The organism is Mesorhizobium monacense (assembly GCF_056781675.1).
Window position 1 is genome coordinate 2,120,970 of record NZ_CM165567.1, and the last position, 25,892, is coordinate 2,146,861.

Consider the following 25,892-nt stretch of genomic DNA (forward strand, 5'->3'; position numbering starts at 1 on the left):
ATGACGTCTGTGCCCGTTCGATAAAGGCAGAGTGCAGCCCGGTCCAGTTCAAAGTGATCCGAGGGGCTGCAGCCGAGCAGGTGGCCACCTCATTGCCCGAGCAGGTTGATGCGGTCGGTCACTTCCTGGTCGCTGGCGAAGCCGTCATCGGCGCGCAGCCGCTGTCCGATCATCTTCACCAGTTCTGGATTGTCGGCGAATTTGGTGTGGTTGAACCTGTCCGATCCCTTGACGCTTGAGAGATCGACGACCGTCACGCCGTAGGTGGCGAGATCGGCTGCGTCCTTGTAGTCGCCGACGCGCGGCCGCGCACCGGCGATCAGGCCGGATAGCCTCAGCGCCCGGTCGTCGTCGGAGAGCAGCAGGATGAATGGCTTGTCCGGCTTGCCGTAGCGGCGCATCTGGCTCTTGAACACGTCGACGTCGATATCGGGCGAGGCCAGCACGACATCACCCAGCTTACCGCCGAGATCGCGGTCGCCGGTGATGGCGAGTTGCCGCAATGTCTCCATGGTGACCCAGGTTCCGAGCGAATGCGCGACGATATCGATGCGTCGGGCGCCGGTCTGCGCCAGCATCCTCAGCGTCACTTCCAGCTGGTCGCGGGCCGCACTGGCGCTCTCCTTGTCATAGACATAGTCGGTGGTCTTGGCGCCTGACGCCCAGGAAAACAGCACCGGTGTGCCCGGATAGCCGGAATCGTGGACGATCTGGGTCAAACGGTAGACGGCGTCGTCGAAGCCGGTGTTGTAGCCATGGACGAAGACCATGACGCGGCCGCCGCGCGCTGCGATGTCGGCGCTCAGCGCGCTGGAGAATTTCGGCTGGGTATCGTAGCCGACAACCTCGGAGGCCATGAAATATTTGGCAGGGTCGTTCGACTTGCCGCGCGAGCGCCGCTCGATCTGGCCGGTCTCGTGGATTCCCGGAACGGTGACGTTGACGCGGGCATAGTTCAGCGTGGCCGAGCGCTCGCCGTCGAACACCTTGTTGGGGTCGTCGGATTTCTTGCGCGTGGTGGCGATGAAGATCGAGTGGTTGCCGGCGATTTCCGTCACCGGAGTGGACACGACGGCGCTGCCGAGAATTTCCTCGGTCTTGCGGCCGCCACAGCCGGCAATCAGCAAGGCAAGGGCAAAGATGCAAATCGTCTTCAAACGCACTTTTTGAAATTCCACTCCGGCCCAACCTCCGCGACACCTCCCCAGCAGGCGAAGTGCGGCAGAAGTAAGTCGTGTCCAGCGGAAATGTGATCAGCGCCGCTCGACGGCCATCGCAGTGTTGCGCGAAAGCCAGTACGGCGGCAGGAAGGCCGGAATGTTGGAGAAGGGCAGTATCTCGGGCTTCAGCCGGATGCCGAGCACATCCACCATGAACGCGCGGCGCCCCTCGATGCGACGCCAGGCTTCCGGGTAACGGGCAGCGATCTCCTCGCGCAGCGCCTCGTCGGCGAGCGCGATGCCGTCCTCGATGTTGGTGGTGAAATAGTCCGTCCCGGTCGCCGGGATTATGTCGACCTGCAGCGCCATGCCCGATTGCAGCTTGACCTGCGAGCCCGAAAACACCGGCGAATGCATCCATTCGTCGATATGGACGAGATGACCCGGATTGAGCGACACGCCGAAGAAGGGATCGCCGATGCGGTCATGCACCGCCTTCCACAATGCGCCGCCGGAAACGCCGATGCCGACCGTCTCGTACCAGTCGACGACGGCGGAAAAATACGGCGCGACCAGTTTTTCGACATAGTCGCGGATGGCAGGCGGCAGGTCGGTGGCACTCTCGGCCAGAAAGCCGGCACGGGCATTGAGTGCGCCCTGGATGCCATAGGCCATGGTGATCGGGTCACCGCGCTTGATGACGTCGAGGCGGGGGCTCGGCAGGCCATAGGGCGCCCGCCTGCCGGCCGACAGCATCGGGTGGCAGCACAGGGGCAGGCCATTGATGCCCATCAGCCGCGCCGCCTGCAATTCGCTCATGCCGGGTTCGATGCCCTTGAGGACGTTGCGCAGGCCTTGCGAGGAAAAGGTTGCGGCGAATTCGAAGGCGGCCAGCTGGTCGGCCTCGTTGATCGCCCGCAGGCCGTCCGCCGGGTTCATCAGCAGATCCGCCGCGTTCAACACCGCGCCCTTGTCGCCGGCAAGTGCGCGCAGCGTGTCGGCGATGAAGGAAGGCAGGTCGAGCGTCGTCTCGCCGAAGCCGGCGTCACCGGCGCCGAATGGTTTCCAGCCGATGGCGCCGATTTTCTGGCCGGCTTTCAGGCCGCAAACGGCAAGGATGTCGGGCAGCGCGTCGGAGCGGTCGCGCGGCTGCGCCGGCAGCGAGAAGGTCTGGTAGAGGACACGTTCATAGGGCCCGTCACAGATCTCGGCGTAGCCCCAGCCTTCGTTGCCGACCAGCAGCCTCGGCTCTCTGCCGGGAACGACGACCAGCAACGTCTCCTCGAAGCGGGGATCGTAGCCTGAGAGATAGGCGACATTGGCGGCATGCTCGCGGTCGCCATAGACGACGAAAGCATCGAAGCCTGTCCTTGAGCCGCGCACAGCCAGCGCTCCGATGCGTGCCTCACAGGTGGTACGCGGGACAAGCGGCATCACCGTCGGCTCGCCGAATTCCGGCAACGACATGGTTTTCAGGGACACGGCTGAAACGGGCATTGCGACCGGCTCCGATGCATTGTGATGGCGGTGCCGCATCGGTGGCCGCTTGCAGCGAATTATGCAATAGGCTTCGGCTCATGTTCGGGTTCAAGCGTCGCAAGTTCAATAATCGTGGCGTGCTGGACCTGTCCGGCAGCAACAGGGGCTCGTTGCTCGGCATCACCTGTGCCGGCAAGCACGATGGCGGCGGTGCCCAGGTCCATGCCGTCATGTCGGCGCTGCTGTTTTCGCGGGCGACGAAGGTTCCATATTTCCATTCGCCGTTCAGATCAGTCCCTCACGGTGATCAGCTCGAGGCTTTCGCCAACCGGTGGGAGGCGGCCTTCAATCTCGGGCAGGGATCTCCCGGCCTGCCCGAAGGGGTTCCTGTGATCACCGGAGAAGCGTTCAACAATGGCTATCGTGGCGCACCGGCGATTGTCGCCGAGCCGCATTTCCACGGCTTTGCCGAAGGAAAGCTCGACCTCTACGCCACGCTGGCCGATGAGTTTCGCGCCGGGCTTGCCTTGCCGCGGCGGACGTTTGCCACCCCCACCATCGCCGTTCATGTCAGGCGCGGCGACATCGTCGGCGATCCCGCCTATGCAATGCGCCTGACCGGCAACGACATTGTCCTGCGAAACATCCAGCGGGTGCAGCGCGACCATCCTCGGCATCATGTCGTCATTTTCTCGGAAGGCGTCGAAGCGGATTTTCAGCCACTGGCCGGCATCTGCGAGTTCGAGCTGAATTCGGACGTCTTTGCGACGATCTCGGGATTGATCGAGGCCGAATGCCTGATCATGGCCAAGAGCTCGCTGAGTTACGTCGCCGGCTTGCTGTCGAGGGGCAGCGTGTACTACGAACCTTTCTGGCACGGGCCGCTGCCGTCATGGCGGGTGCTGCCCAAGGCGAGGTAGAGCCGCGCCACGGCAATCCGTCGACCGCGCCGGCCGCCGGCAACATGCGACCTGAGGTGATTTTCCGATGAACAGTTTCTCCTCCCGCGTCGCCGCCGCCGCCGCCGCGATCCGCCAGATCTTTCCGGAAACGCCGCTGCAGGAAAACGACTATCTGTCGAAGAAGACCGGGGCGCGGGTGCTCTTGAAGCGCGAGGACCTGACCCCGGTGCGCTCCTACAAGATCCGCGGCGCCTTCACCTTTTTCCGCAAGGCGCTCGCCGCCGGCAACGATGCCGAGCTGTTCGTCTGCGCCTCGGCCGGCAACCATGCACAGGGTTTTGCCTTTGTCTGCCGCCATTTCGGCAAGAAGGGCGTGGTGTTCATGCCGGTGACGACGCCGCAGCAGAAGATCGACAAGACACGGCTGTTCGGCGGCGACTTCGTCGAGATCAGGCTGGTCGGCGATTTCTTCGACGACTGCTACCGCGCCGCCTTCGAATTCACCGAAAGCGCCGGCGCGCATATGGTGCCGCCATTCGATCACAAGGACATCATCGAGGGGCAAGCGACCGTCGCCTATGAGATCGCCGATCAGATGCCTGGCGCGCGCATGCCCGACATCATCATGCTGCCGGTAGGCGGCGGTGGTCTGGCCGCTGGCGTCACGCATTACTTCGCCGACCAGAACCGCGACACGCGCTTCGTGTTCTGCGAGCCGGCCGGAGCGCCGAGCCTGAGCGAGAGCCTTTCCAACGGAAAGCGGATCAAGCTCGCCAAGGTCGACAATTTCGTCGACGGCGCCGCGGTCGCCGAGATCGGCCGGGAGCCGCTGCGCCATCTCAAGGAGTTTGCCGCCGATGCCGTGCGGCTGATCCCGGAAAACCGGCTCTGCGCGACCATGATCGAGATGCTCAACGTCGAAGGCGTGGTGCTGGAGCCGGCCGGCGCGTTGGCGATCGATGCGCTGAAGGATTTTTCGCGCAAGGAGATCAGGGGCAAGACCATCGTCGCGGTGGTCTCGGGCGGCAATTTCGACTTCGAGCGGCTGCCAGACGTCAAGGAGCGGGCACTGCGATTCGAAGGGTTGAAGAAATACTTCATCATCCGCTTTCCGCAGCGGCCGGGCGCGCTGCGCGACTTCCTCGAAATGCTTGGGCCTGACGACGATATCGCCCGCTTCGAATATCTGAAGAAATCGGCGCGCAATTTCGGCTCGGTGCTGATCGGCATCGAAACCAAGGACCGGCGCAATTTCGACCTGCTCAAGGCCAATTTCGACGCCGAGGGCGTCCAGTATCAGGACATCACCGACAACGAGACGCTTGCCGGGTTCATCATATGAGCGGGCTAGAATGAGCGAAAAAGGGACGGTTTTCGTCGCGCTGTTTTCCGGCATCAATGTCGGCGGCAACCGCATCGTCAAGATGGCGGAGTTGCGAGCCGTCTTCGAGGAACTCGGCTTTTCCGGTGTCGCCACCTATGTGCAGAGCGGCAACGCCGTCTTCCGGGCGAAGAATGGCGACGCAGCCAGCCTGACCAAACAGCTGGAAGCAGCCTTCGAGAAGAAATGGGGCTTTTACTCGCGCATCATGGTGCGCGACCTCGGCTGGTTCGAGCGGCTGGTGAAAGAAAATCCCTATCCGCAGATCGCCGGCGATCCGACCAAGCTGCATGCCTATGTGCTGGAGCGCGAGCCGACCGCCGAGGAGATCGAGCGGCTCGCTGAAAAATGCACCGGCCCGGAAAGCTTCGAGATCAAGGGCGACGTGCTTTACCTGCATGCACCGGACGGGCTCGGCAAATCGGTGTTTGCCGGACTGATCCCACGCACCCTCAAAGTGCCCGGTACCGCGCGCAACTGGCGCTCGGTGCTGGCGCTGCTGGAACTGGCAGGCGGGGCGAGCAGCTCCGGCTGACGCGCGGCCTAGGCCGCCGGAGCCTGTTTCCAGTCGAAGGTCAGTTCCTCGCGGAAAGCAAAGCGCTTGATGTGGTCGGCGACGACCGCTTCCAGGCGCTCGAGCGAACCGGCCTCATCCGATGTCACCGCGATGTGTAGGGCGGTTGCGTCGGCGTCCATGACGGTGCGGCCCATGGAGAGGTCGATGGTGCCGTGGGTCGGGTCGAATTCGACGGGGAATTTGTGCGCCCAATGTTTGCAAAGCTGCTGCAGATAGCGGCTGGCATGTTCGGTGGCGACTTCGGCGCGGCTGGTCGGCATGAAATGACTTCTCCTGGAGGGCAGGCGCCCGTTGCTTGATATCGCGCCGGCCTTGCAAAGCTGGCGCAATAGCCGGGTAGATAGGTGCCGTCAGGCGAAACGGCAAAGGCCGCCGGGCATCTCCGCCTGGCGGTATCCGCTCAAGATGGCGTGATCGGTTACCAGCTTCCGGTGTTCGGCATCGAAGCCCAGGGCTCGGCCTTGGGCTTGGCCGGGCCCTTCTGCAGGAGTTCGATCGAAATGCCCTCCGGCGAGCGGATGAAGGCCATGTTGCCGTCGCGCGGCGGCCGGTTGATGGTGACGCCATTGTCCATCAGATGCTGGCAGGTGGCGTAGATGTCGTCGACCTCATAGGCGAGGTGGCCGAAATTGCGGCCGCCCTTGTAGTCCTCCGGATCCCAATTGTAGGTCAGTTCGATCAGCGGCGCCTTGTCGGCAATGCCGCTCTGCTCGTCCTCGGACGCGGCAAGGAAGATCAGCGTGAAGCGCCCCTGCTCGTTTTCATAGCGGCGCACTTCCTTCAAACCGAGCTTGTTGCAGTAGAAATCGAGCGACGCATCGATGTCGGCGACGCGAACCATGGTGTGCAGATAGCGCATGAGATTTCCTCGATATGTTGGGGTGCGGCGCAACATAGGGGCCGCCCGGCCAAAGGGCAATTGCCGTATCCGGATGCGCCGGATACGGCAAATCCGGTTTTCCTGTATTGAACCGTGAAAAAAGGCACGTCAGGCCTTGCACAGACCGGAATCCCCGGTGTTAATCTGATGTCAAGAATCAGTTGTGGTGTTCTTGAAAAAAGGGGGCGTTCTTATGGGGGAAAAGGCCTCTTTCACGGGGCGGGACGGAAGCCTTGACGACGCCTTGACGCGAGACAGTGGTGGCGACTCCGCCGATCTTGTCGAAATCGCCGGTGCCATCAAGTGGTTTGACGTGGCCAAGGGCTACGGTTTCATTCTTCCGGACGATGGTACATCCGGCGACATCCTCCTCCATGTGACATGCCTTCGAAAGGACGGGTTCCAGACCGCTCTGGAAGGCGCGCGCGTCGTCTGCCTCGTCAAGCAGGGCGAGCGCGGCCTGCAGGCCTTCCGGGTGCTGTCCATGGATGCCAGCACGGCGGTCCATCCGGCGGAGATGCAGGAGCAGCGCACCCACATCACGGTGACGCCGGAAAGCGGTCTCGAGCGGGCGCTGGTCAAATGGTTCAATCGCACCAAGGGATTCGGTTTCCTGACCCGCGGTGAGGGCACCGAGGACATTTTTGTCCATATGGAAACATTGCGCCGCTACGGCATCACCGAGCTCAGGCCCGGTCAGGTCGTTCTGGTCCGCTTCGGGCGCGGCGACAAAGGCCTTATGGCTGCCGAAATCCACCCGGATGTGGGCACTTTGCCGGTCTCGCATTAGAGCTTGATCCATCCCGACTGAATCGGGATGGCGCTCTATCTTTTACTTGACCATCACCTTTTCCGAACCGAAGTTCTGGATTATGGCCCGGGACGAATTCCGGCCGAGGAAAATGAATGGCTCCCACGAACTGGCTAACAGCGGGCGCGGTCTGCGCCGCCTTGGCTTTCGCCGCCGCAGCGAGTGCCTATTTCTATTCGCAGCAACCGACCTCGGCAGACGGCCAGGCAATGATCCTGCCCGTCGATCCGACGCCGCTGGTCGCGGTGACGAAGGCGGGCGAGCGTTCCTTTTCCATTGAGATCGCCGACACGTCCGACGAACGCGAGGCCGGCCTGATGTTCCGCAGGGACATGGCTGACGACCACGGCATGCTGTTCGTGTTCGAGAGCTCCGGGCCGCTGACCTTCTGGATGAAGAACACACCGATGCCGCTCGACCTGATCTTTGTCGGCCAGGACGGCAAGGTCCGCTCAATCAAGCGAGGCGAACCGGAATCCGAGGCGATCATCTCGTCTGGCCTGCCGGTGCGCTTCGTGCTTGAACTCAAGGCGGGCACCGCCGCCAGGGACGGCATCGCGTATGGCGACCTGTTGCGTCACCCGGCAATCGGCACCGAACCCGGGTCCGCGATGCCGCCGGCGGACAAGGGTGACGCGCCGAACGTCCATTCCAACTGAGCATTCCGGACTTACCGATGCAATTTCTCTCCCATGACGGCCTCGACCTTGCGTTCCTCGATCGCCAGCCGGCGTCGGGTCACGGCGATCCGGTGCTGATGATCCACGGCTTTGCCTCCAGCCACTACGTCAATTGGGTGTCGCCCGGCTGGTTCAAGACGCTGAACGAAGCCGGCTACCGCGCCATCGCGTTCGACAATCGCGGCCACGGTTCGTCGTCGAAGAGCTACAACGAGGCCGACTATACGCCCGCAAAAATGGCCTCGGACGGGGCAGCGCTGCTCGACCATCTCGGCATCGAGCGCGCGCATGTCATGGGCTATTCGATGGGCGCGCGTATTTCTGCATTCCTGGCATTGTCCGACCCGGACAAGGTGGCGACGCTGGTGTTCGGCGGTCTCGGCATCGGCATGGTCGACGGCGTCGGCGACTGGGATCCGATCGCCGAAGCACTGCTTGCCGACGAGCCCGATGCCACGACCCATCCGCGTGGCCGCTCGTTCCGCGCCTTCGCCGACCAGACGCGCAGCGACCGCCGGGCGCTGGCCGCCTGCATTGCCACGTCACGCGAATTGCTCAGCGAGGACGACATGGCGCGCATTGCCCAGCCGACCCTGATTGCCGTCGGAACGAAGGACGACATCGGCGGCTCGCCGGACGAGCTGGCGGCGCTGATGCCGAACGCCAGGGCTTTTCACATCGAGGGCCGCGACCATATGCTGGCCGTCGGCGACAAGAGCTTCAAGCAGCGCGTGTTGGAGTTTTACGCCGAAAACCCGCTCTGAGCAGCAGCCACCTCGATATCATCCTGCGCGGCTGCAATCTGGCGCCGCACCTATCAGCCTCGAACCCAAATTGCCATGGTCGACCTTCTCGTCACCTATATGGAGATGACCGCGCCGCCATCCGGCGACGCCCTTATGGCTCCGGCGCCGGGTGCGAAGGTCGCGCACGAAACGCTCGATATTGCCGGCTATGTCAGCCTCTACCGCGCCGTCGGCGAGCCTGTGCAGTGGGACCAGCGGCTGCGCATGGCTGCACGCGAACTCGAACGGCTGCTCGCCCTTGCATCGACGCATGTCCATGTCCTGCGCGTGGATGGCGAGGCGGCGGGTCTGTGCGAATTCAACGGCGTCGGCCAGACGGACGTCGAGTTGACCCATTTCGGGCTCATCCCAGCTTTCCAGGGCCGCAAACTCGGTCCATTCCTGCTCGACCGATCGCTTCGCGCCGCCTGGTCGCATCGGCCCGAAAGGCTGTGGCTCCACACCGACACATACGACCATCCCGGAGCGCAGTCGGTCTACAGGCGCGCCGGCTTCAAACCCTATGCGCAACGCATGGAGACGTTTCCGGATTAGGCTTCGAGCGCCGCGATCGACCGCGCCATGTTTTGTCGCGCTTGCGGTTCGAACCGCTGCCTGAATTCCTCGGTGTGATAGATATGCGGGCGTGCGAGGAAAGTCTTCAGCACCGCACTGCGGCCGGCGCGCCACATCGGCTCCTCGACCCAGCCATATTCGCGGCGGACCGCCTGTTCATAGGCGTCGAACACCTCGGGTGTGGCGCCGAGGATCGAAAGGTCCATGTCAAGGAACAGCGCCGCGTCGCGGATGAAGTGCTCGTCGCCAAGCCTTTGAAGGCCGGGCAGTTCGTGCGTGGCGGTGGCGACGATCATCGCCGCTATGCGGCCAAGGCGCTCCGCATCGCCGCGGCCTGCGAGTTTTTCCTCGACAAGCGTAGCACTCCTGGCCTCATTGTCCTTGGCTCGGCTGTCATAGATTGCGTCGTGGAACCAGATCGCCGCTTCGACGGCCTCGGGGTCATGCAGCGAGGCACGATAGTCGCCGGCCAGCGCCAGCATCGCCTCGATATGGGCGAGGTTGTGGTAGTGCCGATCCGGTGCCTGGTAGAGCAGGGAAAGCTCGCATTTTAGCGGCTCGTCGATCAAGGGTTCGTTTTCCATGGCTGCTTGATTTTCCATGAACCAAATCCATTTGACAGTGCACTAAGGAAAATTGAGTTCAATCCTGCTATGATCTGGCTTATATGTGCGGCCGGAGAATAGCCGGTAGGCCGGAGACCGTCGATGAACAGCATTACGATTGCCCGTCCCAGTGTGGTGCAGCCGGTCGATCCGATCTGGCGCTCGATCCGCGATGAGGCGATGGAAGCGGTCAACCGCGATCCGCTGCTGGCGGCGTTCCTCTATTCCACTATCCTCAACCAGGAGAGCCTGGAAGAAGCGGTGATCCACCGGCTGGCCGAGCGGCTCGACCACCAGGACGTCGGTTCCGACCTCATCCGCCAGACCTTCAAATCGATGCTGGCCGATGACAAGGACTGGCCGACGACGGTGCGCGTCGACATCCAGGCCTATTACGATCGCGATCCGGCCTGCGACCGCTTCATCATGCCGGTGCTCTATTTCAAGGGTTTTCATGCCATCCAGACCCATAGGCTGGCGCATTGGCTGTGGAACCAGGGCCGCCGGGATTTCGCGCTCTATTTGCAGAGCCGCTCGTCCTCGGTGTTCCAGACCGACATCAATCCGGCCGCCCGCATCGGCAAAGGCATCTTCATCGATCATGCCACCGGCCTCGTCGTCGGCGAGACCGCGGTGATCGAGGACGACGTGTCGATCCTGCACGGCGTGACGCTGGGTGGTACCGGCAAGGCCGGTGGCGACCGTCATCCGAAGATCCGCCGTGGCGTGCTGATCGGCGCCGGCGCCAAGATCCTCGGCAACATCGAAGTCGGCCATTGCTCGAAGATCGCGGCCGGCTCGGTGGTGCTGTCACCGGTGCCGCACAACAAGACGGTTGCCGGCGTGCCGGCGCGTGTCGTCGGCGAGACCGGTTGCGACCAGCCTTCGCGGCAGATGGATCAGCTTCTGCCGTCGCAGACGATGGACCACGTCGTCAGCTTCGACATCTGAGGCCAGGCGCCTGGCTTGAATTTCGGCTGTCCGCGCCGGGCGGTGTTCCGTTCTGTCGCCGGCTTGCCTTTACATCGCCATTGTCGGCGTGCCAGAAGCGCCTTCAAACTCGCAAGCCCGACGATCGGAGAGGACTTTTGAAGCCGGACGAAATCAGAAAACTGGACGCCTATTTCAAGCGCGTCTTCCAGAATCCCAAGCTCCAGGTGAAGGCACGTCCGCGCAAGGAGGATTCGGCCGAGGTCTATGTCGGCGACGAATTCCTCGGCATCGTCTTCAAGGACGAGGACGACGGCGACTATAATTTCTCGATGGCGATCCTCGACATCGACTTGGCTTGAGCCGGAAATCGCGGCTGGCCGGTGCTGCAGCGATGCGGCCCGGCCAGCCGTTTGCATTTGTGCATAGGCAACGAAGAGGCTTTAGCGCCCTGTCTTCAGCGTATGCGCGGTCTGGGCGGCAATCGCGGCGTCAAGCGCCTGCCAGTCGCCGAGAAACTCCCGCGGAAAGCGATAGGTGAGGCTGAGGCCGTCGCCGACATGGATATCACGCTCGCAGGGCGCCAGCGATTCCTCGGCAGTCGGTCCGCTAAGGCAACGCGCGACGAACGGGTCCTTGCCTGGGCGCTTGGCGACCGCAAGCACCTCGCTGAGGTAGCCTGATTTTTCGGTGAAGCGATACAGCGTCGTTGCGCCTGGTCCTGCTGTGCCCGGCTGGGCGATCAAGGCGCTGTAGATCGGGGCGAAGCGGCCGCTCATGTCGCGCGACATCATCTGCTGCTCGAACGACAGGAAGACGATGTCCTTGCTCGATCCGGTGTGATTGAAGTCGTCGCGGGCGGCGGCGCTGTAACCGTCCATCTCGGGATAGCGCAGATAGAGGTCGAGCCGCGAGGCGATGCCGTCGCGCCGCGCCTGCTCGAATCGGATCATGTTTGCCGGCACGGCGATGACATTGTTGCCGATCACCACTTCATGGATCGTCACGTCGTCGGTGTAGCCGGCCATGGCAATCGAGCGGCCAAGCCATTTGCCGCCCAGACTGATCACCACCGACAACAGCGCCAGCGCTGCGAAGATATAGAACACCCGCCTCATCAGCGTGGAATCGACGATGTCGAATTCCGGACCGTTCGCGGCCGCTGCCTGCTTCATCGCAAATCCCCGATGTCGTCCGCCCGAAACCCCGGAGGTGTCCTGGGGCGGCACACATGGCGCGGCATGGCTCTTGCAGCGCCCATTTCGGAATCGACTGTGCGATTTCATGGTAAACGGGAGGTAAAGATGGGCGCTGTGGAGCTCGTTCTGTTTGCTTTTGCGGTCGGCCTGACAGCATGCGGCCTGGCCGGATCGGCGATGGAGCTGATGTCGGGTCGCCGGCTTGCCTTTGCCGAACCCTATGTTTCGCCAACGCGTATCCTGCGCTCTCTGGCCGCGGCGGCTTGCGCCGGGCCGTTCATGCTCGTCAACGCTGCCTTGGATGCCCGCAAGCAAGGCCGCATTTCGATGCTGGCACTGATCTCCTGCGGCTGCACCGCGGTCGCCTGGGCGCTGGCGCTGGGCGTTGTGCTGATCGCCATTGCGTCGTGGGCGAACACTCCCCTGGAGCAGTTCAGCTTTTGATGGAATCGCTGTCTGGAATTGCACTAATCTCGATCGACGATGCCGCTTGAGACGAATCGGAGACGAGATGCCGGCCTATGCGATAGACGGGAAAGCACCCAGCTTCGAGGATGCCGACAGCAACTGGATCGCGCCGGACGCGACGCTGATCGGCGACATCAGGGTCGGCCGCAATGCCGGCTTCTGGTTCGGCGTCGTCATCCGGGGCGACAATGAGCCGATCGTCATCGGCGCCGGCTCGAATGTGCAGGAACATACGGTCATGCACACGGATCCGGGCTTTCCGCTGACCATCGGCGAGGGCTGCACGATCGGCCATCGCGCGCTGCTGCATGGCTGCACGATCGGCGACAACAGCCTGATCGGCATGGGCGCGATCGTGCTCAATGGCGCCAGGATCGGCAGGAATTCGCTGGTTGGCGCCGGCGCCCTGGTCACCGAAGGCAAGGAATTCCCGGACAATTCGCTGATTGTCGGCGCGCCCGCGAAGGTGGTGAGGGAACTGGACGAAGCTGCGGTCGCCAGGCTGCGCGGCTCGGCCGCACACTATGTCGCCAACGGCAAGCGGTTCAAGGCAGGGCTGAAGAAAGTCTGAGCTGCTGGCGCTGGCCCGGCCTGTTCACCGTTCATTCGATCCGCGCCTGCGCATCGCATCACGCAGCAATGAAGCGCCGGCTTCGAAGCCGGCCGCGTCAGCTTCGCCTAGGGCTGTCGTATAGTCATCGATGCGGGTCTTGAGCCACGGGTCGGCGCCCGCCGCCAGAAGCAGACGGATCGCTTCGGCGTCACGCTTGGCCACCGCGTAGTGGAGCGGTGTCCAGTCGTTCACGCCCCGCATGTTGGCGTCGGCGCCGTGATCGATCAGGATGCGCATGATGTCGAGCTTGTCCGTCCGTTCGGTGGACAATGCCGCGATGATCGACGGAAATCCGGCATGGTCCTCGTAGTCCGGGTTCGAACCCGCATCGAGCAGGATCGAGATGAAGGCGGCAGGACTCCAGTAGATCGCATACTCCAGCGGATGGCCGAGGCCGAGCTCGAACGGCATCGCCTCGTCGAACCAGCGCGGCGAGCCGCCGAGGGCCTTGCCAAGGCCCTCGAAATTGCCAACCTTGAACGCATCGTCGATGGCCTTGAACAGCCTGTGACGCTCGCATCGGTCTTCCGGGATTTCCAGCATCGCAGCGATCCGAAGGCGGAATGATCGCCCATATTGCTCCCATCCGTCGCCGCCAGAAAGCCTCATCAGCGGGCGCGCGGTCTGCGGATGGTGCCGCTGGCCATAGACCAGAAATGGCGGAGCCGGCCCGGGGACGGGGCCGGCTCCTAAAACCCGGTCGTTGGGGACGGGGAGGGTGGGGACTCGACCGGGTTTTCTCCCTAGCGCGTCGCATTCATGCGACGCGCTTAACCTGTTTTATGCATGTCGTTGTCCAAAACCGCTGCGCACTTTTGGGCGATATGCATCGGCGTCCTCAGCGGACGCTGGCGACCGCGTCCTCGCGGCCGTCGTTGATCGTCACCCAAACGCCCGAATTCTCCGTCGATTGGCGCTTCAGGTAGGTGTAGTCGGTGTCGGTCCAGGACAGCACCTTGAGCTGCAGATTGTCGAGGATGAACTCGCCGAGGCTGGTGCGCACGGTGAGCACCGCATGGCCGTCGCCATTGGGCTGGCGCGCCACCGTCATCAGGAGGTCGCCGGCCGGAACGCCGATGTTCATCAGCTTGCGGCGCTTCTCCAGCGCATAGTCCTCGCAGTCGCCGAAGCCGCTGTCGGGATAGGACCAGACCTCTTCCTTGCCCCACATTTCCATGTCGGTGCGCGGCGTGATCCTGGTGTTGACCGAATTGTTGATGCTGACGATCTTCGCCCAGAGCTTGCGGGTCAGTTCGATCGGCGCCTGCTTCGGCGTCCTCTCGGCGCATTCCTGCGGAAGCTTCTGGCAGAACTCGTAGTGGCCGACCGGCTGGGTGGTGCGGCCGCCCGTGTGCATGAAAACCGGGCCTGCATAGGCTGTAGCCAAAGCGGAAAGCTGCATCGCCATTGCCATGAGCAACAGCTCGCCCCTCGTCTTCTTCATTGTTTTAGTCTCCCCGTTTGAGGAGACCTTGTCACAGGCGGATTTATTTGACGCAAAAACCCGAAGTAGACATTGAGTAAAACGCCAATAGAATAAACATAAAATTTGAATTAGCTTGATCTAAAATTTCTTGGACCTTCTCCGGAGCCGATTTTTGCCGGGGCGCTGTGTCTCCAGTGCGGGTCATGCGCCGGTCATTTTGCGTTGCGGGCGTCGCTGCGAATAACAAAAAACCGGCCGCGACGGCCGGTTCGGTTGTCTGGCGTATCGCCGTCCCGTCAGGAGCGCGGCGCGTTGAATTCGGAGTCCAGGGTTTCCGGGCGCTGGATGACGGCGAATTCGACGGCGACGCCATCCTCGAAGTGACGCACCACCTGGCCGCGCATCGTGCCCAGCATGACCTGGATGCCGATGGCCGGCTTGACGTCGATCTCGATTGCCGCGCCCGACAGCGACAGGTCGATGATGCGACACTGGTACTGGCGCCCGTCGGTAAGCTGGAGCACGCTCATCGGATTGCGCGGCGCGACGCGCTCGTGGCGGCGGTCTTCCGGCAGGTCGAGCTCGTGCTTGTTGGCGAGCCAGGTCAGCTGCGCGGCGAGCTTGTCCTTCTTGCGCTCCGAGGCAATGACCGTCATCGCGAAACCGTCCTGCGAGGTGCGGGTGACGACGCCTTCGATGCGGCCGATGTGGTCGATATAGGCGATGACTTTTTCGCCGGGCATGCCGATGCGATCGGTGCGCAGCGCAACATTGCCAGGCGACATGTCGATCACCTGGCACGGGTGCTCGGTGCGGTCTTCCAGCATGAAGCGCCCGTAGATCTTGACCCGGACGCGCTGAAAGTTACGCCTTTCGGCGCGGGACGGTGCGTAGTCGACCGCCGCTGACCTCATGACTGCCTACACCCCGTTGGCATTCCCGCGCGTGGATGCGAGGAATTTCACTCGGAAAAGTACAGCCATGCAGGTTAACAAAGGGGAAAAATCCGCCGTCAACCTTAAGATACGACTTCAGATTTGAACTATTCCCCGCGCCCGCCGTCGAACACCACGAGATGGCGGAAGCGGCGCGCGCGGCCAAGCGCCGAAATCGTTTCGGGCGGCTCGTATTCGGACGGGACAAGCGAGGGAACGCTGATCGCCGGCCGGTTCTTCAGGAACATCGGCTCCTTGTCCGGATCGACGACGCGGATCGAATCGATCAGCGCATCGATGATCGGGTCGGCGCCCAGCCAGAATGGTCGTTCGGCGGCGCTGATGACGCCCAGGCAGCGCGGATTCTCGACGCCGCCGTCGAGCGGCAGGGCGAGCAGTTCGAACTTGTTGGAGCGACCGTTGCGGCTAAAACCCTCATAGGTGATGAGCACCACCGACTTCTGGTCGAAGACGCCGTGAACCAGCCGCGCGACGAGCCGCTGGTCCTTCTCTCGCCACAGGGAGGGGAAGGAGAACCCCTTGAGTTCGCGGCCATATCCGGCGCAAAGCCTGGTGCCGGCAAGCCGGAACACCGCTTCGCCGCGCGTATCCCTTTCGAGGATGAACGTGTCGGCAAGCAGCGATTTGATGCCGGCGGGCTCCACTTCCGAACGCTTCGGGGCGGGGCGCCCATCACGCAGCCGGTTCCAATAATGGAACAGCGTGATTGATCCGTTCTGGTTCATTTTGTGCTCTTCCGCGCAATCTGTCTTTTCATGTCCCATCGGCGAACAGACAGGGCGCCCTCCGATGACTACATGCGTTGCGTTGCAGGATGCGTGCCAGCATCGTTAACACTTGTTCACGGGTCGGGGACGTTAAGGTTAACAAGTGGTTTACGTTGCTGTCCGGCGGCGGCTGTGGCACATAAAAACCACTCCAAAAACGGTCGTTTCGCAACGATCGGCAGCACTTCAGTCAAGAGTTCAGGGGAGCAGGGGACTCGACCAGCCGTTCAAGGGGGGACCTTGAACGGCTTCTTTTTTTGATTCGCGCCGGATGATTCGTTTCGGCGATTCGCCGCCGGTGCGATCTGCCAGCTGCGCCGCGGTCGCGTCCCCGCCTGTGCAACCGCATGCGGATGGCCTTGCCCGGGCCGCGCCAGCTCCAGCGCGGAAGAGCCGAATGGCTGAATGGAGAGATCAGGTCGTGGCAATCCTGGAGCGAGTTCCGGGATTGGTTTGGCGACTTGGCGCGTCCTCGCTTAGCCTACGGCGGTGTGGTCGATGACCGCGATCGCATCGATCTCTATCAGGTAGCCAGGAGACATCACCGCTATCCCGACCACTACGTTTGCTGGCTTGTGATCCCCGAACAGCTCGATCTGGGCCTCTTCGATGATCGGCACGTGTTCGTCGCGTTTGTAATCGACGATGTAAATTGTGATCTTGCAGACTTGCTCAGGCCGAGCGCCGACGGCAGCAAGCGCACGGCCAAGATTCCCGAACGCCAGGCGCGCCTGGACTGCGAAATCACCATGGCCAACGAGCTTGCCGTGTATGTCTTCTGGCTGCTGGCCCGAGACGAACACCAGCTTGCTTCCTGTCGCGACGACGACCTGGGTGTACATTTCCGGAATCGGCAGATCATTGGGATTTATGCATTCGAGCGTCATTGAATAGGTCTCCTGCTATGGCTGACGGGAACTGGCTGCTTCGCGCAGATCAAAATACGAGGGTCTATTTACGGGTCTACGACATTGTCGCCGAAGCGAGCAAACCTGGGTGATAGGGGGTCAATCTTCAACGCCGTTTGACATCGATCCCGTGGATGGCACCGAGAAGCGCCAGCTCGTCGGCTTGGCGAGCGCTCGCGACTTCATCTCCGCAACGCCTCGTGCGTACCACAGGATCAGCGCGGCCCAGTCATTGCCGAGTTCCCAGACGTTCTTACGCATATACGGCATGATCGCCTCCCTCAAACATGGCCGATGAATTATTTGCTCGACGTTATGCCCCCAAAGCATTGATGTACAAATTGAGTCACCGTTGCTTCGACAAATATTTTCCTATGTGAATAATTTCACAGATCATGAGAGGAAGACCAACTAAGATTGCCGACGGCGCAAGACAAGCATCGAAGCAAGACAAGCATCGAAAATGTTTGCAATGCCGCCGAATTTTCAAAATCGAAATAAGTGGGCGCCTCCACGAAAACAATCGTCGACCACGGTCCCGGCATCTGCTTCGGCAAGGCGGCCGGTTTCGACCTGGTCCGCCATGGATGGCGTCGGCGCATTGGCAGCAGTGCAACGCAGCTTGAAACCATAGACGGGAGGACATCATGGCCAATCAGGACATCGCAGAAACCATCGCGTCGGTCGGCTACGCGAAGGTCATCGTAACGCTGACCCCGGTTGGGCTCGGGGCTGGTCCTGCCGCAGCGGCGCAAGGGGGCGTCGACAGCTCGATGTCTCGCGCCGCCGAAGCGCAGTTGCAGGATCACTTTATCGTCCCCAGCGAAGCACAGCAGGAAAGCCTGGCGCTCGACGCGCGGGCTTCCGCCAGCCGCAGCTTCCGGCGCGCCGTGGATCCGGCCACGCGCCGCATGCGCGTCTATCCTCATCTGGGCCTCGCCACGGGCTTTGTCGATGCAGCCGGCATGGCTGCCCTCGAGACGAGCCCGACTGCGGGGAGCATCGTCAAGGCGCCGGAATTGAGCCTCATCCGGCCGACGAGCATCAGGCCGGCACGGCCCAGGAAAACGGTGAGCTGGGGGCTGCGCCGGCTGGGCGTGGAGGATATGTGGAATGCAGGGTTCGACGGCAAGGGTGTCGTCGTTGGCCATCTCGATACGGGCATCGACGGTGACCATCCGTCGCTCAAGGGGGCGATCTTCGATTTCGCCGAGTTCGACCTGGCAGGCGACAAGGTCCCCGACGCCAAGCCGCATGACAGCGACGAGCACGGCACCCACACGGCCGGCACCATCGTCGGACGGGCGGGAGACAAGGGTGCCTTCGGCGTTGCGCCGGGAGCGCAGATCGCCAGCGCCATGGTGATCGAAGGCGGCCAGGTGATCGACCGGATTTTGTCCGGGATGGATTGGATCATCGAAAAGGAGTGTCCCATTCTCAGCATGTCGCTGGGCTTGCGGGGCTTTACGCCCGCATTCCAGCAGATCATCAATGCGCTGCGTGCTGCCGGCGTGCTGCCGGTTTTCGCGGTCGGCAATGAAGGGCCGCTGACCAGCCGTTCCCCGGGCAATTATGACAACGTCCTTTCCGTCGGGGCGATGGATCAGGCGGACGCGGTGGCGTCGTTCTCGAGCAGTCAGAAATTCGACCGGCCGGCGGATCCGCTGGTGCCAGATCTGGTGGCGCCTGGGGTCGGGATCCTGTCCTGCATCCCAGGCGGAAAGTTTGCCGAAATGGACGGCACGTCCATGGCGACGCCGCATGTCGCGGGGCTGGCGGTGCTGCTCAAGCAGGCAAAGCCGGCAGCGAGCATCGACCAGATCGAGCAGGCGATCATCGGCTCCTGCACATTGCCGGCGGGCATGCTGAAGGCACGCGGCAACCGAGGGCTGCCCGACGTGCGGCGCGCCTTCCAGTTGCTGACGGGTTCGCCTTTGCCAGTGGCTGGTCCCGTGGTCGTGGCTTTGCGGCGGAAGGCCTCGAAAGCAAAGCCGGTCACCAGACACGCGACCAAATCGACCGGCAAGAAAGTTGCTGCCGCCAGAATCTAGACCTTTGCGCGTCCCAAATGATGCGCGGTGCTGCAATGTGGTAATCCGAAATTCGCATCATCCCAAAAGGGGCTGCGAATTTCGGACCCATGGCCGTCAGAGCCGAACCCTGCCGCCTGTCATTCGCAAAATCGAGCCTATATATTGCTGCAGGGAAACCGGAGGCTGGCAAGATGGCCGATGAAAAGACATCTCAGGAATGGAGCCCGGCGGCGATCAAAGTCGAGCTGCAACGTCAGGCGCGCTCCGGCAAGCCGGTGAGTGCGCAGGTTTTCTTCAACGACGACGTCGCCGGCGCAGCATTGCCGGAGACCGTTTCGCGCGTGATCGAGCAGGCCGAAAAAAGCGTGGGAAAGCCTGGCGCGGTGACACTGGGAAAGGTCCGCCCTTCGGCCAATTCCGCATCCGTGAGCGGCGATCCCGACGCCATAGGCGCCATGCTCGAGAGCGCCGAGGTCAAGACCGTATTGCCGAACGTCGTCGACGACATCTTGCCGAAGCCGGTCAAGCGGGAGTTGCGCTAGGGCGCCAAGCAGCCTCTTTTGAACGCGTGGCGAAATCGCGCCAATGTAGTCGCCAATCGAGCAACCTGGCGGCGCTCAAGCCTGCCGTGAAAACAAGTTTGCCCGCGGCCAAATGGCCAAGTGGGGTTCCCGTGGCACTCGCCAGGGAGAGCGCTCGTCCGGCGGGGCGGAGAGAAAAATTCCCGCTCAGACCCGCTTTGCTCTAAATGCTCTACATCCGAAACCCAGGAACAGATGTGAATGAGCGAACCGGCAAGTCCTTCCGAAACCGAACAGCAGGACGAGGCCCCGGAGCCGCGCCGCGAGCCGGTGTTCAACCTGCCGCCGGTGGTGCTGGCGGTGATCGGCGTCTGCGTCGCCGTCCATCTGATCCGCGTCTACGGGCTCACCGACGACCAGGATTTTGCCCTGCTGGTGCGGACCGCCTTTGTGCCGATCCGCTATTCCGGCCAGTTCGATCTCGATGTCTATGCATTCACCAGCCCTTTCACCTATGCCTTCCTGCATGGCGGCTTCGCGCATCTGGCCATCAACATGGTGTGGCTCGCGGCTTTCGGCTCGCCGCTGGCGAACCGGTTCGGCACGTTCTGGTTTTCGCTGTTCTTCGCCGCGACCGGGCTGGCGGCGGTGGGGCTGTTCTGGGCTGTGCATCCACTCGGCCAGGCGCCTCTGGTCGGAGCTTCGGGCGCCATTTCAGGCATGATGGGGGCGGCGGCGCGCTTTGGGTTCCGCATCGACCGCTCGTCGGGCAAGGCCGCCTTTGCCGGTGCGCCGCTGCCGATCGCGGACGTACTGCGCTCGCGCGGTGTCATGACCTTTCTCGGCGTCTGGATGGTGATCAATCTCGTCACCGGCCTTATAGGCTTTGCGCCCGGCGTTGACAGCCAGATCGCCTGGGAAGCCCATATTGGCGGCTTTGTCGCCGGCTTCTTCGGCGTGCGCCTTTTCGATCGGCGCCAGCAAGACGTCCACGCAGACGAGCAATGACCGCCGCACTTGAAATGCAACCAATCACGGCGCACGATGTTCACCGGAACGTGAATGCCGGTCAGGGCAGGAACCGGCAAGCAAAAGCTGAGGAGGACGCCATGACTGTTAAGGCAATTCTCGAGAAGAAAGGCCATGACGTGTTGACGCTCGGGCCGAACGAAAAGCTGAGCGAAGCTATTCGCATCCTGACCGAACACAGGATTGGCGCGCTGGTCATCACCAATGGCGATCACAAGATCGTCGGCATTCTTTCCGAACGCGACATCGTACGGGTGATCGCCAGGGAAGGAGCGGCAGCACTTGATATCCCGGTGCGCTCGGCGATGACGCCCAAGGTGAAGATCTGCAACGAGAACCACACCGTCAACGAGGTCATGGAAATCATGACCAAGGGCCGCTTCCGCCATCTGCCGGTGGAAAGAGACGGTCTGCTCTACGGCATCGTGTCGATCGGCGACGTGGTCAAGCGGCGCATCGAGGATGTCGAGCGCGAGGCCGAAGAAATCAGGGCCTATATCGCCACCGCCTGAGCGGTCAAGGACCGCCGGCCGATGCCGGCCGGCGGTCCTTGCTGCTAGGCCGGGAAGGCAGAAAACGCCAGTGCGCGGCTTTGCGCTTGTCTCTTTTGGCGGTTTGCACTAGCGAATGACTTTCACGCCCGACGTGAAACTCACGTTCAAACGTGAGTTCAGTCATCGAAATTCGCAGGCTCCCATGACCATCATCGACACCCGCACGCCCGACGCCAAACGCTTGATCCCCGGCGCCACCGGCGACTGGGAAATCATCATCGGCCTCGAGGTGCACGCGCAGGTGACCTCGGAAGCAAAGCTGTTTTCCGGCGCCTCGACGGCGTTCGGCGCCGCGCCCAACGCCAATGTCAGCCTGGTCGATGCGGCGATGCCGGGCATGCTGCCGGTCATCAACGAGGAATGCGTCAAGCAGGCGATCCGCACCGGCCTGGGCCTCAAGGCCGAGATCAACCACAAGTCGGTCTTCGACCGGAAGAATTATTTCTACCCGGACCTGCCGCAGGGCTACCAGATATCGCAGTTCAAGCAGCCGATCGTCGGCGAGGGCAAGGTCATCGTCTCGGTCGGCCCGGACAGGCAGGGCGAGTTCGAGGACATCGAGGTCGGCATCGAGCGGCTGCATCTGGAGCAGGATGCCGGCAAGTCGATGCACGACCAGCATCCGACCATGTCCTATGTCGACCTCAACCGCTCGGGCGTGGCGCTGATGGAGATCGTCTCCAAGCCCGACATGCGCTCGGCCGATGAGGCCAAGGCCTATGTTACCAAATTGCGCACTATTGTGCGCTATCTCGGCACCTGTGACGGCAACATGGACGAGGGTTCGATGCGCGCCGACGTCAACGTCTCGGTGCGCAAGCCGGGCGGCGAATTCGGCACACGCTGCGAGATCAAGAACGTCAACTCGATCCGCTTCATCGGCCAGGCCATCGACTACGAGGCACGCCGCCAGATCGCCATCCTCGAGGATGGCGGCAAGATCGACCAGGAAACGCGGCTGTTCGACCCCAACAAGGGCGAGACGCGCTCGATGCGCTCCAAGGAAGAAGCGCATGACTATCGCTATTTCCCGGATCCCGACCTGCTGCCGCTGGAATTCGACCAGGCCTATGTCGACGCCTTGGCGAAAGACCTGCCGGAACTGCCCGACGACAAGAAGGCGCGGCTGATCGCCTTGCTGGGGCTCTCGACCTACGACGCCTCGATCCTGGTATCGGAAAAGCCGATTGCCGACTATTTCGAGAAGGTGGCCTCGGGGCGCGACGGCAAGCTCGCCGCCAACTGGGTCATCAACGACCTGCTCGGCGCCCTCAACAAAGCCGGCAAAGATATTGAAAATGCTCCGGTTTCGCCTGAGCAGCTGGGCGCTGTTATCGACCTGATCAAGGAAGGCACCATCTCCGGCAAGATCGCCAAGGACCTGTTCGAGATCGTCTGGAACGAGGGCGGCGATCCGCGCCAGCTGGTCGAAAGCCGCGGCATGAAACAGGTCACCGACACCGGCGCCATCGAGAAGGCGGTGGATGACGTCATCGCCGCCAATCCGGACAAGGTCGAGCAGGCGCGCGCCAAGCCGACCATGGCCGGCTGGTTCGTCGGCCAGGTGATGAAGGCGACCGGCGGCAAGGCCAATCCGCAGGCGGTCAACGACCTCGTCAAGGCCAAGCTCGGCATCGAGTAGGGCAATGTTCATCCGCACCGCCAGCGAGCGCGATCTTGCCGCGGTGCGGGCCTTGCTGGTCGAGACCTGGCACGCTACCTACGACGCCATCTATGGCATCGAGCGGGTCACCGAAATCACCGATGACTGGCACTCGATCGCCTCGCTGAAGGCGCGGCTGACGCGGCCGAATTCCGAATTCCTGGTGGCCGATGACGGCAAGCGTCTCGGTGGCATGGCCTTTGCCGCTGCTACCACGGACCCGAAGATCATCCTGCTGAACCAGTTCTACGTGCATCCATCGTGCCAGCGGCAAGGCATCGGCCAGGCATTGTTGGAAGAGGTCGAGATCAGCTTTCCCGAAGCGCATACGCTGCGCCTCGACGTGGAGGAAGCAAACACAGCGGCAATCGGCTTCTACCGCGCGCAGGGGTTTTCGCCCGCCGGCAAAACCGCCGACTGCGGCGGCGGTTCAGGGTTGCCGGCATTGATCTTCGAGAAGACGATCGGATAGGCGGCCTGCAGCACATGCGGAGCGAGGAATGAGGCGCTCGCAAGGGTGCAGGCCGGCCGCAAAAGAGCTGGTTTGCGAGGGCTCTCTGAACTAACCGGCGGGAATCTCCACATTGTCGATCAGCCTGGTCTTGCCGAGCCAGGCGGCGGCGAGCAGGCGGCCGTTGCGGCCGCGCCTCCAGGGGGCCAACGTCAGGCTTTCGCGTGCGGCGACATAGTCGACCCGCTGGAAGCCCGCTTCGACAAGGGCACGCCCGGCCTCGCCGGTCGCGCCGGCTTCATCGGCGCCGGCCGCGAGCGCTGTCGCTGTCCGGCGAAGGATGGCGTTGAGTTTTCGCGCCACCTCGAGTTCGGCTTCGCCGAGATAGGCGTTGCGCGACGACATGGCGAGGCCGTACGCGTCGCGCACAGTCGGCGCGCCGATGATTTCGACCGGCAGGTCGAGGTCGCGGCAAAGCTGCCTGACGACGCAAAGCTGCTGGTAGTCCTTTTCGCCGAAGATCGCATAGTCGGGCAGCGCCTGCAGGAAGAGCTTGGCCACGACCGTGGCGACGCCGTCGAAGAAGGTCGGCCTGAAATCCGATTCAAGACCGGAAGAGGGGCCGCCGACCGAGATTTTTGTGGCGAAGCCGGTTGGATACATCCCGGCAACATCGGGCGTAAATGCCAGATGCGCGCCGGCTTCGGCCAACCGCTCGAGATCGCGGGCCAACTGGCGCGGGTATTTGTCGAGGTCTTCGGTGGGGGCGAACTGGGTCGGATTGACGAAGATCGAGACGAGGCAGCGATCGGCCTTTTCGAGCGCGATCCTGACCAGCGATATGTGGCCCTCATGCAGCGCGCCCATGGTCGGCACCATGGCGATGCGCAGGCCGCACTGTCGCCAGGCGCGGATTTGCGCGCGCAGGGCGGCGACGCTGTCGGTGACGATCGGCCGGTTCATGCCTTGTCCTTGCCTGACGTGGCGGGGAAAACGTGATCCGGGCCGGGAAATGCGCGGCTGCGCACCTCGGCGGCATAGCGTGCCGCCGCATCGGAGACGACACCGCGCAGCGCGGCATATTCCTTGACGAATTTCGGCACGCGGTCGACGGTCAGGCCGACCATGTCGTCGATGACCAGGATCTGGCCGTCGCAGTCGGCGCTGGCGCCGATGCCGATGGTTGGAATGGAGAGGCGCCGCGTGAGTTCGGCGGCGACGGTCTCGACCGTGCCCTCGATGACAACAGAAAAGGCACCCGCTTTCTCCACCGCCTCGGCGTCGCGAAACAGGGCCGCCACATTCTCCTCGGTCCGGCCCTTGATCTTGTAGCCGCCGTCCTTTTCCACCGATTGCGGCTGCAGGCCGATATGGCCCATGACCGGGATGCCGGCTGCGACGATTGCCGCGATCTGCTCGGCGATATCGGTGCCGCCTTCCAGCTTGACCGCCTGGCAGCCGGTTTCGTCGACGACCCGCCGTGCCGAGGCCAAGGCCTGCGCGGCGGAGGCCTCATAGCTGCCGGCCGGCATGTCGACGACCACGCAGGCATTGGCCGAGCCGCGCATCACAGCTTGTCCATGGGCGATCATCATCTCCAGCGAAGCGCCGAGCGTGGTTTTGTGGCCATGCAGCACCATGGCGACGCTGTCGCCGACCAGGAGCAGGTCGACATGGTCGTCGAGCAGGCGGGCGACGGGGTAGGTATAGGCGGTCAGGCAGACGATCGGCACGCCGCCCTTGCGGCGGCGAATGTCGTCAGGGCCGATCCGGACATCGGCGGACATTTCTGGGGCCAATCCTCACCTCCCTCAGCCGGCACCGGGCCGGCCGCCCGCTGCCGGGCGAGCCGAGCTTTAGAAAGACAAGCAGTGCTTGGCAAGCCGGGCTTCCGCCAACCGCGCGGCTGCATCGATTTAGCGCACGGACCATTTGCGTCGCGCGCGCCGCAAAACCCTTGCTTTCGCGAAGGCCGGACGCCATAAGCAGGAAACAGGCGCCGCCGCTGCCGCCGCGAGGATCTGGATGAAAACTTTCCTTCTGCAGTTTTTCACCTGGTGGAACAGCCAGACGCTGGGAACCCGTTTCCATACCTGGCGTCACGGCAAGCAGGTCGGACAGGATGAGGCCGGCAACGTTTATTACGAGGGCGGTGTCGATTCGGAAGGCCGCACCCGCCGCTGGGTCATCTACCGCGACTATTCGGAAGCTTCGGCCATCCCGCCGGGCTGGCACGGCTGGATCCATCACCGCGTCGATACCGCGCCGCCGAGCGAGGATTACCGGCCGCGCGAGTGGCAGAAACCGCATCAGCCGAACCTCACCGGCAGTGCCGCGGCCTACAGGCCGAAGGGTTCGGTGCTGACCAATCAGCATCGCCCGCAAGTGACCGGCGACTACGACGCCTGGACGCCCGGTTCGTAATCGGCCATCACCGCGCCGATCGGTCCTTTGTCGCCACAATTGACGTTTAGCTGCTTGCTGATCTGAAAACGGCGACTAGCCTTGGCGATTGAGAGAATCACCCGGGCACAACCA

At 62.8% G+C, this 25,892-nt stretch carries 32 protein-coding genes; 18 read left to right on the forward strand and 14 right to left on the reverse strand.

The window, feature by feature from the left end; translation table 11 throughout:
- Window positions 1-89 precede the first annotated feature (89 nt).
- Window positions 90-1,163 carry an alpha/beta hydrolase gene (locus tag AC1RUK_RS10055; RefSeq protein ID WP_481835738.1) on the reverse strand — a complete coding sequence of 358 codons (1,074 nt, stop codon included), beginning with the start codon at window positions 1,161-1,163 and terminating at the stop codon, window positions 90-92.
- 90 nt (window positions 1,164-1,253) lie between these two features.
- Window positions 1,254-2,657, reverse strand: a complete 1,404-nt coding sequence (locus AC1RUK_RS10060) for an aminopeptidase P family N-terminal domain-containing protein (RefSeq protein WP_481835737.1) — start codon at window positions 2,655-2,657, stop codon at window positions 1,254-1,256.
- An 80-nt stretch (window positions 2,658-2,737) separates the two neighbouring features.
- Between AC1RUK_RS10060 and AC1RUK_RS10065 the strand changes: the two genes are divergently transcribed.
- From AC1RUK_RS10065 to AC1RUK_RS10075, 3 genes are all read left to right on the forward strand, one after another.
- The gene (locus tag AC1RUK_RS10065) at window positions 2,738-3,559 is read left to right on the forward strand and encodes an O-fucosyltransferase family protein (RefSeq protein ID WP_481835736.1); all 822 of its coding nucleotides are present in this window, start codon (window positions 2,738-2,740) and stop codon (window positions 3,557-3,559) included.
- Window positions 3,560-3,626: 67 nt separating this feature from the next.
- Window positions 3,627-4,883 carry a threonine ammonia-lyase IlvA gene (ilvA, locus tag AC1RUK_RS10070; protein ID WP_436175970.1) on the forward strand — a complete coding sequence of 419 codons (1,257 nt, stop codon included), beginning with the start codon at window positions 3,627-3,629 and terminating at the stop codon, window positions 4,881-4,883.
- A 10-nt stretch (window positions 4,884-4,893) separates the two neighbouring features.
- Window positions 4,894-5,457 (forward strand): DUF1697 domain-containing protein, encoded by a 564-nt coding sequence (locus tag AC1RUK_RS10075; RefSeq protein WP_481835735.1) that lies wholly within the window; start codon window positions 4,894-4,896, stop codon window positions 5,455-5,457.
- Window positions 5,458-5,465: 8 nt separating this feature from the next.
- Here the strand turns inward: AC1RUK_RS10075 and AC1RUK_RS10080 are convergent, their stop codons facing one another.
- A complete protein-coding gene (locus tag AC1RUK_RS10080) occupies window positions 5,466-5,759 on the reverse strand; it encodes a DUF2218 domain-containing protein (protein ID WP_481835734.1) in 294 nt (97 codons plus the stop codon).
- A gap of 158 nt (window positions 5,760-5,917) precedes the next feature.
- Window positions 5,918-6,358, reverse strand: coding sequence for a VOC family protein (locus AC1RUK_RS10085; protein WP_481835733.1), 441 nt, complete (start codon window positions 6,356-6,358; stop codon window positions 5,918-5,920).
- A gap of 214 nt (window positions 6,359-6,572) precedes the next feature.
- On the opposite strand from AC1RUK_RS10085, the gene AC1RUK_RS10090 reads away from it, so the two are divergent.
- The 4 genes from AC1RUK_RS10090 to AC1RUK_RS10105 all read left to right on the forward strand — a co-directional run bounded on the left by AC1RUK_RS10090 (window position 6,573) and on the right by AC1RUK_RS10105 (window position 9,210).
- Window positions 6,573-7,169: a cold-shock protein gene (locus AC1RUK_RS10090; RefSeq protein WP_481835732.1), complete on the forward strand. Its 597-nt coding sequence runs from the start codon at window positions 6,573-6,575 to the stop codon at window positions 7,167-7,169.
- A gap of 116 nt (window positions 7,170-7,285) precedes the next feature.
- Window positions 7,286-7,849 (forward strand): DUF192 domain-containing protein, encoded by a 564-nt coding sequence (locus tag AC1RUK_RS10095; RefSeq protein ID WP_481835731.1) that lies wholly within the window; start codon window positions 7,286-7,288, stop codon window positions 7,847-7,849.
- Between the two features lie 17 nt (window positions 7,850-7,866).
- Window positions 7,867-8,634 (forward strand): alpha/beta fold hydrolase, encoded by a 768-nt coding sequence (locus AC1RUK_RS10100; protein WP_481835730.1) that lies wholly within the window; start codon window positions 7,867-7,869, stop codon window positions 8,632-8,634.
- A 75-nt stretch (window positions 8,635-8,709) separates the two neighbouring features.
- Window positions 8,710-9,210: a GNAT family N-acetyltransferase gene (locus tag AC1RUK_RS10105; RefSeq protein WP_481835729.1), complete on the forward strand. Its 501-nt coding sequence runs from the start codon at window positions 8,710-8,712 to the stop codon at window positions 9,208-9,210.
- Here AC1RUK_RS10105 and AC1RUK_RS10110 read toward each other — a convergent pair.
- The gene (locus AC1RUK_RS10110; protein ID WP_481839532.1) at window positions 9,207-9,815 is read right to left on the reverse strand and encodes an HD domain-containing protein; all 609 of its coding nucleotides are present in this window, start codon (window positions 9,813-9,815) and stop codon (window positions 9,207-9,209) included. The genes AC1RUK_RS10105 and AC1RUK_RS10110 overlap by 4 nt on opposite strands.
- Window positions 9,816-9,938: 123 nt before the next feature.
- Between AC1RUK_RS10110 and cysE the strand changes: the two genes are divergently transcribed.
- Together cysE and AC1RUK_RS10120 are read left to right on the forward strand one after the other, a co-directional pair.
- Entirely contained in the window at window positions 9,939-10,787 is an 849-nt protein-coding gene (gene cysE, locus AC1RUK_RS10115) for a serine O-acetyltransferase (protein ID WP_006200853.1), read from the forward strand.
- 137 nt (window positions 10,788-10,924) lie between these two features.
- Entirely contained in the window at window positions 10,925-11,128 is a 204-nt protein-coding gene (locus tag AC1RUK_RS10120) for a DUF3126 family protein (protein WP_027166457.1), read from the forward strand.
- An 81-nt stretch (window positions 11,129-11,209) separates the two neighbouring features.
- Here the strand turns inward: AC1RUK_RS10120 and AC1RUK_RS10125 are convergent, their stop codons facing one another.
- On the reverse strand, window positions 11,210-11,941 hold the full coding sequence (locus AC1RUK_RS10125; protein ID WP_481835728.1) for a hypothetical protein: 732 nt from the start codon (window positions 11,939-11,941) through the stop codon (window positions 11,210-11,212).
- A gap of 66 nt (window positions 11,942-12,007) precedes the next feature.
- Between AC1RUK_RS10125 and AC1RUK_RS10130 the strand changes: the two genes are divergently transcribed.
- Window positions 12,008-12,409, forward strand: a complete 402-nt coding sequence (locus AC1RUK_RS10130; RefSeq protein WP_436175962.1) for a DUF6949 family protein — start codon at window positions 12,008-12,010, stop codon at window positions 12,407-12,409.
- Window positions 12,410-12,476: 67 nt separating this feature from the next.
- A complete protein-coding gene (locus AC1RUK_RS10135; RefSeq protein WP_481839531.1) occupies window positions 12,477-13,004 on the forward strand; it encodes a gamma carbonic anhydrase family protein in 528 nt (175 codons plus the stop codon).
- Window positions 13,005-13,028: 24 nt separating this feature from the next.
- On the opposite strand, the gene AC1RUK_RS10140 is transcribed toward AC1RUK_RS10135, so the two are convergent.
- The 6 genes from AC1RUK_RS10140 to AC1RUK_RS10165 all read right to left on the reverse strand — a co-directional run bounded on the left by AC1RUK_RS10140 (window position 13,029) and on the right by AC1RUK_RS10165 (window position 17,373).
- Entirely contained in the window at window positions 13,029-13,589 is a 561-nt protein-coding gene (locus AC1RUK_RS10140) for an ankyrin repeat domain-containing protein (RefSeq protein WP_481835727.1), read from the reverse strand.
- Between the two features lie 295 nt (window positions 13,590-13,884).
- Complete coding sequence (locus tag AC1RUK_RS10145; RefSeq protein ID WP_481835726.1) at window positions 13,885-14,490, reverse strand: transglutaminase-like cysteine peptidase; 606 nt, start codon at window positions 14,488-14,490, stop codon at window positions 13,885-13,887.
- A 278-nt stretch (window positions 14,491-14,768) separates the two neighbouring features.
- Window positions 14,769-15,386 (reverse strand): PilZ domain-containing protein, encoded by a 618-nt coding sequence (locus tag AC1RUK_RS10150; RefSeq protein WP_481835725.1) that lies wholly within the window; start codon window positions 15,384-15,386, stop codon window positions 14,769-14,771.
- 128 nt (window positions 15,387-15,514) lie between these two features.
- Window positions 15,515-16,153 carry a PAS domain-containing protein gene (locus AC1RUK_RS10155; protein ID WP_481835724.1) on the reverse strand — a complete coding sequence of 213 codons (639 nt, stop codon included), beginning with the start codon at window positions 16,151-16,153 and terminating at the stop codon, window positions 15,515-15,517.
- Window positions 16,154-16,671: 518 nt separating this feature from the next.
- Entirely contained in the window at window positions 16,672-17,082 is a 411-nt protein-coding gene (locus tag AC1RUK_RS10160) for a RidA family protein (protein WP_481835723.1), read from the reverse strand.
- Window positions 17,083-17,202: 120 nt separating this feature from the next.
- A complete protein-coding gene (locus AC1RUK_RS10165) occupies window positions 17,203-17,373 on the reverse strand; it encodes a hypothetical protein (RefSeq protein ID WP_481835722.1) in 171 nt (56 codons plus the stop codon).
- Between the two features lie 377 nt (window positions 17,374-17,750).
- Here AC1RUK_RS10165 and AC1RUK_RS10170 point away from each other — a divergent pair, with 377 nt between their 5' ends.
- The 6 genes from AC1RUK_RS10170 (at window position 17,751) to AC1RUK_RS10195 (ending at window position 23,375) form a co-directional block, all read left to right on the forward strand.
- Entirely contained in the window at window positions 17,751-19,154 is a 1,404-nt protein-coding gene (locus AC1RUK_RS10170; RefSeq protein ID WP_481835721.1) for a S8 family peptidase, read from the forward strand.
- Window positions 19,155-19,327: 173 nt separating this feature from the next.
- Window positions 19,328-19,678, forward strand: coding sequence for a hypothetical protein (locus tag AC1RUK_RS10175; RefSeq protein ID WP_436175953.1), 351 nt, complete (start codon window positions 19,328-19,330; stop codon window positions 19,676-19,678).
- Window positions 19,679-19,918: 240 nt separating this feature from the next.
- Window positions 19,919-20,665 carry a rhomboid family intramembrane serine protease gene (locus AC1RUK_RS10180; protein WP_436175952.1) on the forward strand — a complete coding sequence of 249 codons (747 nt, stop codon included), beginning with the start codon at window positions 19,919-19,921 and terminating at the stop codon, window positions 20,663-20,665.
- A 101-nt stretch (window positions 20,666-20,766) separates the two neighbouring features.
- The gene (locus AC1RUK_RS10185) at window positions 20,767-21,198 is read left to right on the forward strand and encodes a CBS domain-containing protein (protein ID WP_436175951.1); all 432 of its coding nucleotides are present in this window, start codon (window positions 20,767-20,769) and stop codon (window positions 21,196-21,198) included.
- 184 nt (window positions 21,199-21,382) lie between these two features.
- Entirely contained in the window at window positions 21,383-22,882 is a 1,500-nt protein-coding gene (gene gatB / locus AC1RUK_RS10190; protein WP_481835720.1) for an Asp-tRNA(Asn)/Glu-tRNA(Gln) amidotransferase subunit GatB, read from the forward strand.
- Between the two features lie 4 nt (window positions 22,883-22,886).
- On the forward strand, window positions 22,887-23,375 hold the full coding sequence (locus AC1RUK_RS10195) for a GNAT family N-acetyltransferase (protein WP_481835719.1): 489 nt from the start codon (window positions 22,887-22,889) through the stop codon (window positions 23,373-23,375).
- A 90-nt stretch (window positions 23,376-23,465) separates the two neighbouring features.
- Here AC1RUK_RS10195 and panC read toward each other — a convergent pair whose 3' ends face one another.
- Both panC and panB read right to left on the reverse strand, forming a co-directional pair.
- Window positions 23,466-24,317: a pantoate--beta-alanine ligase gene (gene panC, locus AC1RUK_RS10200; RefSeq protein ID WP_481835718.1), complete on the reverse strand. Its 852-nt coding sequence runs from the start codon at window positions 24,315-24,317 to the stop codon at window positions 23,466-23,468.
- Window positions 24,314-25,141: a 3-methyl-2-oxobutanoate hydroxymethyltransferase gene (gene panB, locus AC1RUK_RS10205; protein ID WP_481835717.1), complete on the reverse strand. Its 828-nt coding sequence runs from the start codon at window positions 25,139-25,141 to the stop codon at window positions 24,314-24,316. The genes panC and panB overlap by 4 nt, the downstream gene beginning before the upstream one ends.
- A 238-nt stretch (window positions 25,142-25,379) precedes the next feature.
- Here panB and AC1RUK_RS10210 point away from each other — a divergent pair, with 238 nt between their 5' ends.
- On the forward strand, window positions 25,380-25,778 hold the full coding sequence (locus AC1RUK_RS10210; RefSeq protein WP_120015177.1) for an NADH:ubiquinone oxidoreductase subunit NDUFA12: 399 nt from the start codon (window positions 25,380-25,382) through the stop codon (window positions 25,776-25,778).
- Window positions 25,779-25,892 lie beyond the last annotated feature (114 nt).

Bases quoted from the DNA above. Each gene is read 5' to 3' on its own strand.
- AC1RUK_RS10125 (WP_481835728.1), bottom strand. From the start codon at position 11,941: ATGAAGCAGGCAGCGGCCGCGAACGGTCCGGAATTCGACATCGTCGAT.
- AC1RUK_RS10135 (WP_481839531.1), top strand. From the start codon at position 12,477: ATGCCGGCCTATGCGATAGACGGGAAAGCACCCAGCTTCGAGGATGCC.
- AC1RUK_RS10065 (WP_481835736.1), top strand. From the start codon at position 2,738: ATGTTCGGGTTCAAGCGTCGCAAGTTCAATAATCGTGGCGTGCTGGAC.
- AC1RUK_RS10160 (WP_481835723.1), bottom strand. From the start codon at position 17,082: ATGACGCTCGAATGCATAAATCCCAATGATCTGCCGATTCCGGAAATG.
- ilvA (WP_436175970.1), top strand. From the start codon at position 3,627: ATGAACAGTTTCTCCTCCCGCGTCGCCGCCGCCGCCGCCGCGATCCGC.
- AC1RUK_RS10075 (WP_481835735.1), top strand. From the start codon at position 4,894: ATGAGCGAAAAAGGGACGGTTTTCGTCGCGCTGTTTTCCGGCATCAAT.
- AC1RUK_RS10185 (WP_436175951.1), top strand. From the start codon at position 20,767: ATGACTGTTAAGGCAATTCTCGAGAAGAAAGGCCATGACGTGTTGACG.
- AC1RUK_RS10130 (WP_436175962.1), top strand. From the start codon at position 12,008: ATGGCTCTTGCAGCGCCCATTTCGGAATCGACTGTGCGATTTCATGGT.
- panB (WP_481835717.1), bottom strand. From the start codon at position 25,141: ATGTCCGCCGATGTCCGGATCGGCCCTGACGACATTCGCCGCCGCAAG.
- AC1RUK_RS10145 (WP_481835726.1), bottom strand. From the start codon at position 14,490: ATGAAGAAGACGAGGGGCGAGCTGTTGCTCATGGCAATGGCGATGCAG.
- AC1RUK_RS10175 (WP_436175953.1), top strand. From the start codon at position 19,328: ATGGCCGATGAAAAGACATCTCAGGAATGGAGCCCGGCGGCGATCAAA.
- AC1RUK_RS10110 (WP_481839532.1), bottom strand. From the start codon at position 9,815: ATGGAAAACGAACCCTTGATCGACGAGCCGCTAAAATGCGAGCTTTCC.
- AC1RUK_RS10060 (WP_481835737.1), bottom strand. From the start codon at position 2,657: ATGCCCGTTTCAGCCGTGTCCCTGAAAACCATGTCGTTGCCGGAATTC.
- AC1RUK_RS10165 (WP_481835722.1), bottom strand. From the start codon at position 17,373: ATGCCGTATATGCGTAAGAACGTCTGGGAACTCGGCAATGACTGGGCC.
- gatB (WP_481835720.1), top strand. From the start codon at position 21,383: ATGACCATCATCGACACCCGCACGCCCGACGCCAAACGCTTGATCCCC.
- cysE (WP_006200853.1), top strand. From the start codon at position 9,939: ATGAACAGCATTACGATTGCCCGTCCCAGTGTGGTGCAGCCGGTCGAT.
- AC1RUK_RS10105 (WP_481835729.1), top strand. From the start codon at position 8,710: ATGGTCGACCTTCTCGTCACCTATATGGAGATGACCGCGCCGCCATCC.
- AC1RUK_RS10140 (WP_481835727.1), bottom strand. From the start codon at position 13,589: ATGCTGGAAATCCCGGAAGACCGATGCGAGCGTCACAGGCTGTTCAAG.
- AC1RUK_RS10090 (WP_481835732.1), top strand. From the start codon at position 6,573: ATGGGGGAAAAGGCCTCTTTCACGGGGCGGGACGGAAGCCTTGACGAC.
- AC1RUK_RS10180 (WP_436175952.1), top strand. From the start codon at position 19,919: ATGAGCGAACCGGCAAGTCCTTCCGAAACCGAACAGCAGGACGAGGCC.
- AC1RUK_RS10085 (WP_481835733.1), bottom strand. From the start codon at position 6,358: ATGCGCTATCTGCACACCATGGTTCGCGTCGCCGACATCGATGCGTCG.
- AC1RUK_RS10080 (WP_481835734.1), bottom strand. From the start codon at position 5,759: ATGCCGACCAGCCGCGCCGAAGTCGCCACCGAACATGCCAGCCGCTAT.
- AC1RUK_RS10195 (WP_481835719.1), top strand. From the start codon at position 22,887: ATGTTCATCCGCACCGCCAGCGAGCGCGATCTTGCCGCGGTGCGGGCC.
- AC1RUK_RS10155 (WP_481835724.1), bottom strand. From the start codon at position 16,153: ATGAACCAGAACGGATCAATCACGCTGTTCCATTATTGGAACCGGCTG.
- AC1RUK_RS10170 (WP_481835721.1), top strand. From the start codon at position 17,751: ATGGCCAATCAGGACATCGCAGAAACCATCGCGTCGGTCGGCTACGCG.
- AC1RUK_RS10150 (WP_481835725.1), bottom strand. From the start codon at position 15,386: ATGAGGTCAGCGGCGGTCGACTACGCACCGTCCCGCGCCGAAAGGCGT.
- AC1RUK_RS10095 (WP_481835731.1), top strand. From the start codon at position 7,286: ATGGCTCCCACGAACTGGCTAACAGCGGGCGCGGTCTGCGCCGCCTTG.
- AC1RUK_RS10100 (WP_481835730.1), top strand. From the start codon at position 7,867: ATGCAATTTCTCTCCCATGACGGCCTCGACCTTGCGTTCCTCGATCGC.
- AC1RUK_RS10210 (WP_120015177.1), top strand. From the start codon at position 25,380: ATGAAAACTTTCCTTCTGCAGTTTTTCACCTGGTGGAACAGCCAGACG.
- panC (WP_481835718.1), bottom strand. From the start codon at position 24,317: ATGAACCGGCCGATCGTCACCGACAGCGTCGCCGCCCTGCGCGCGCAA.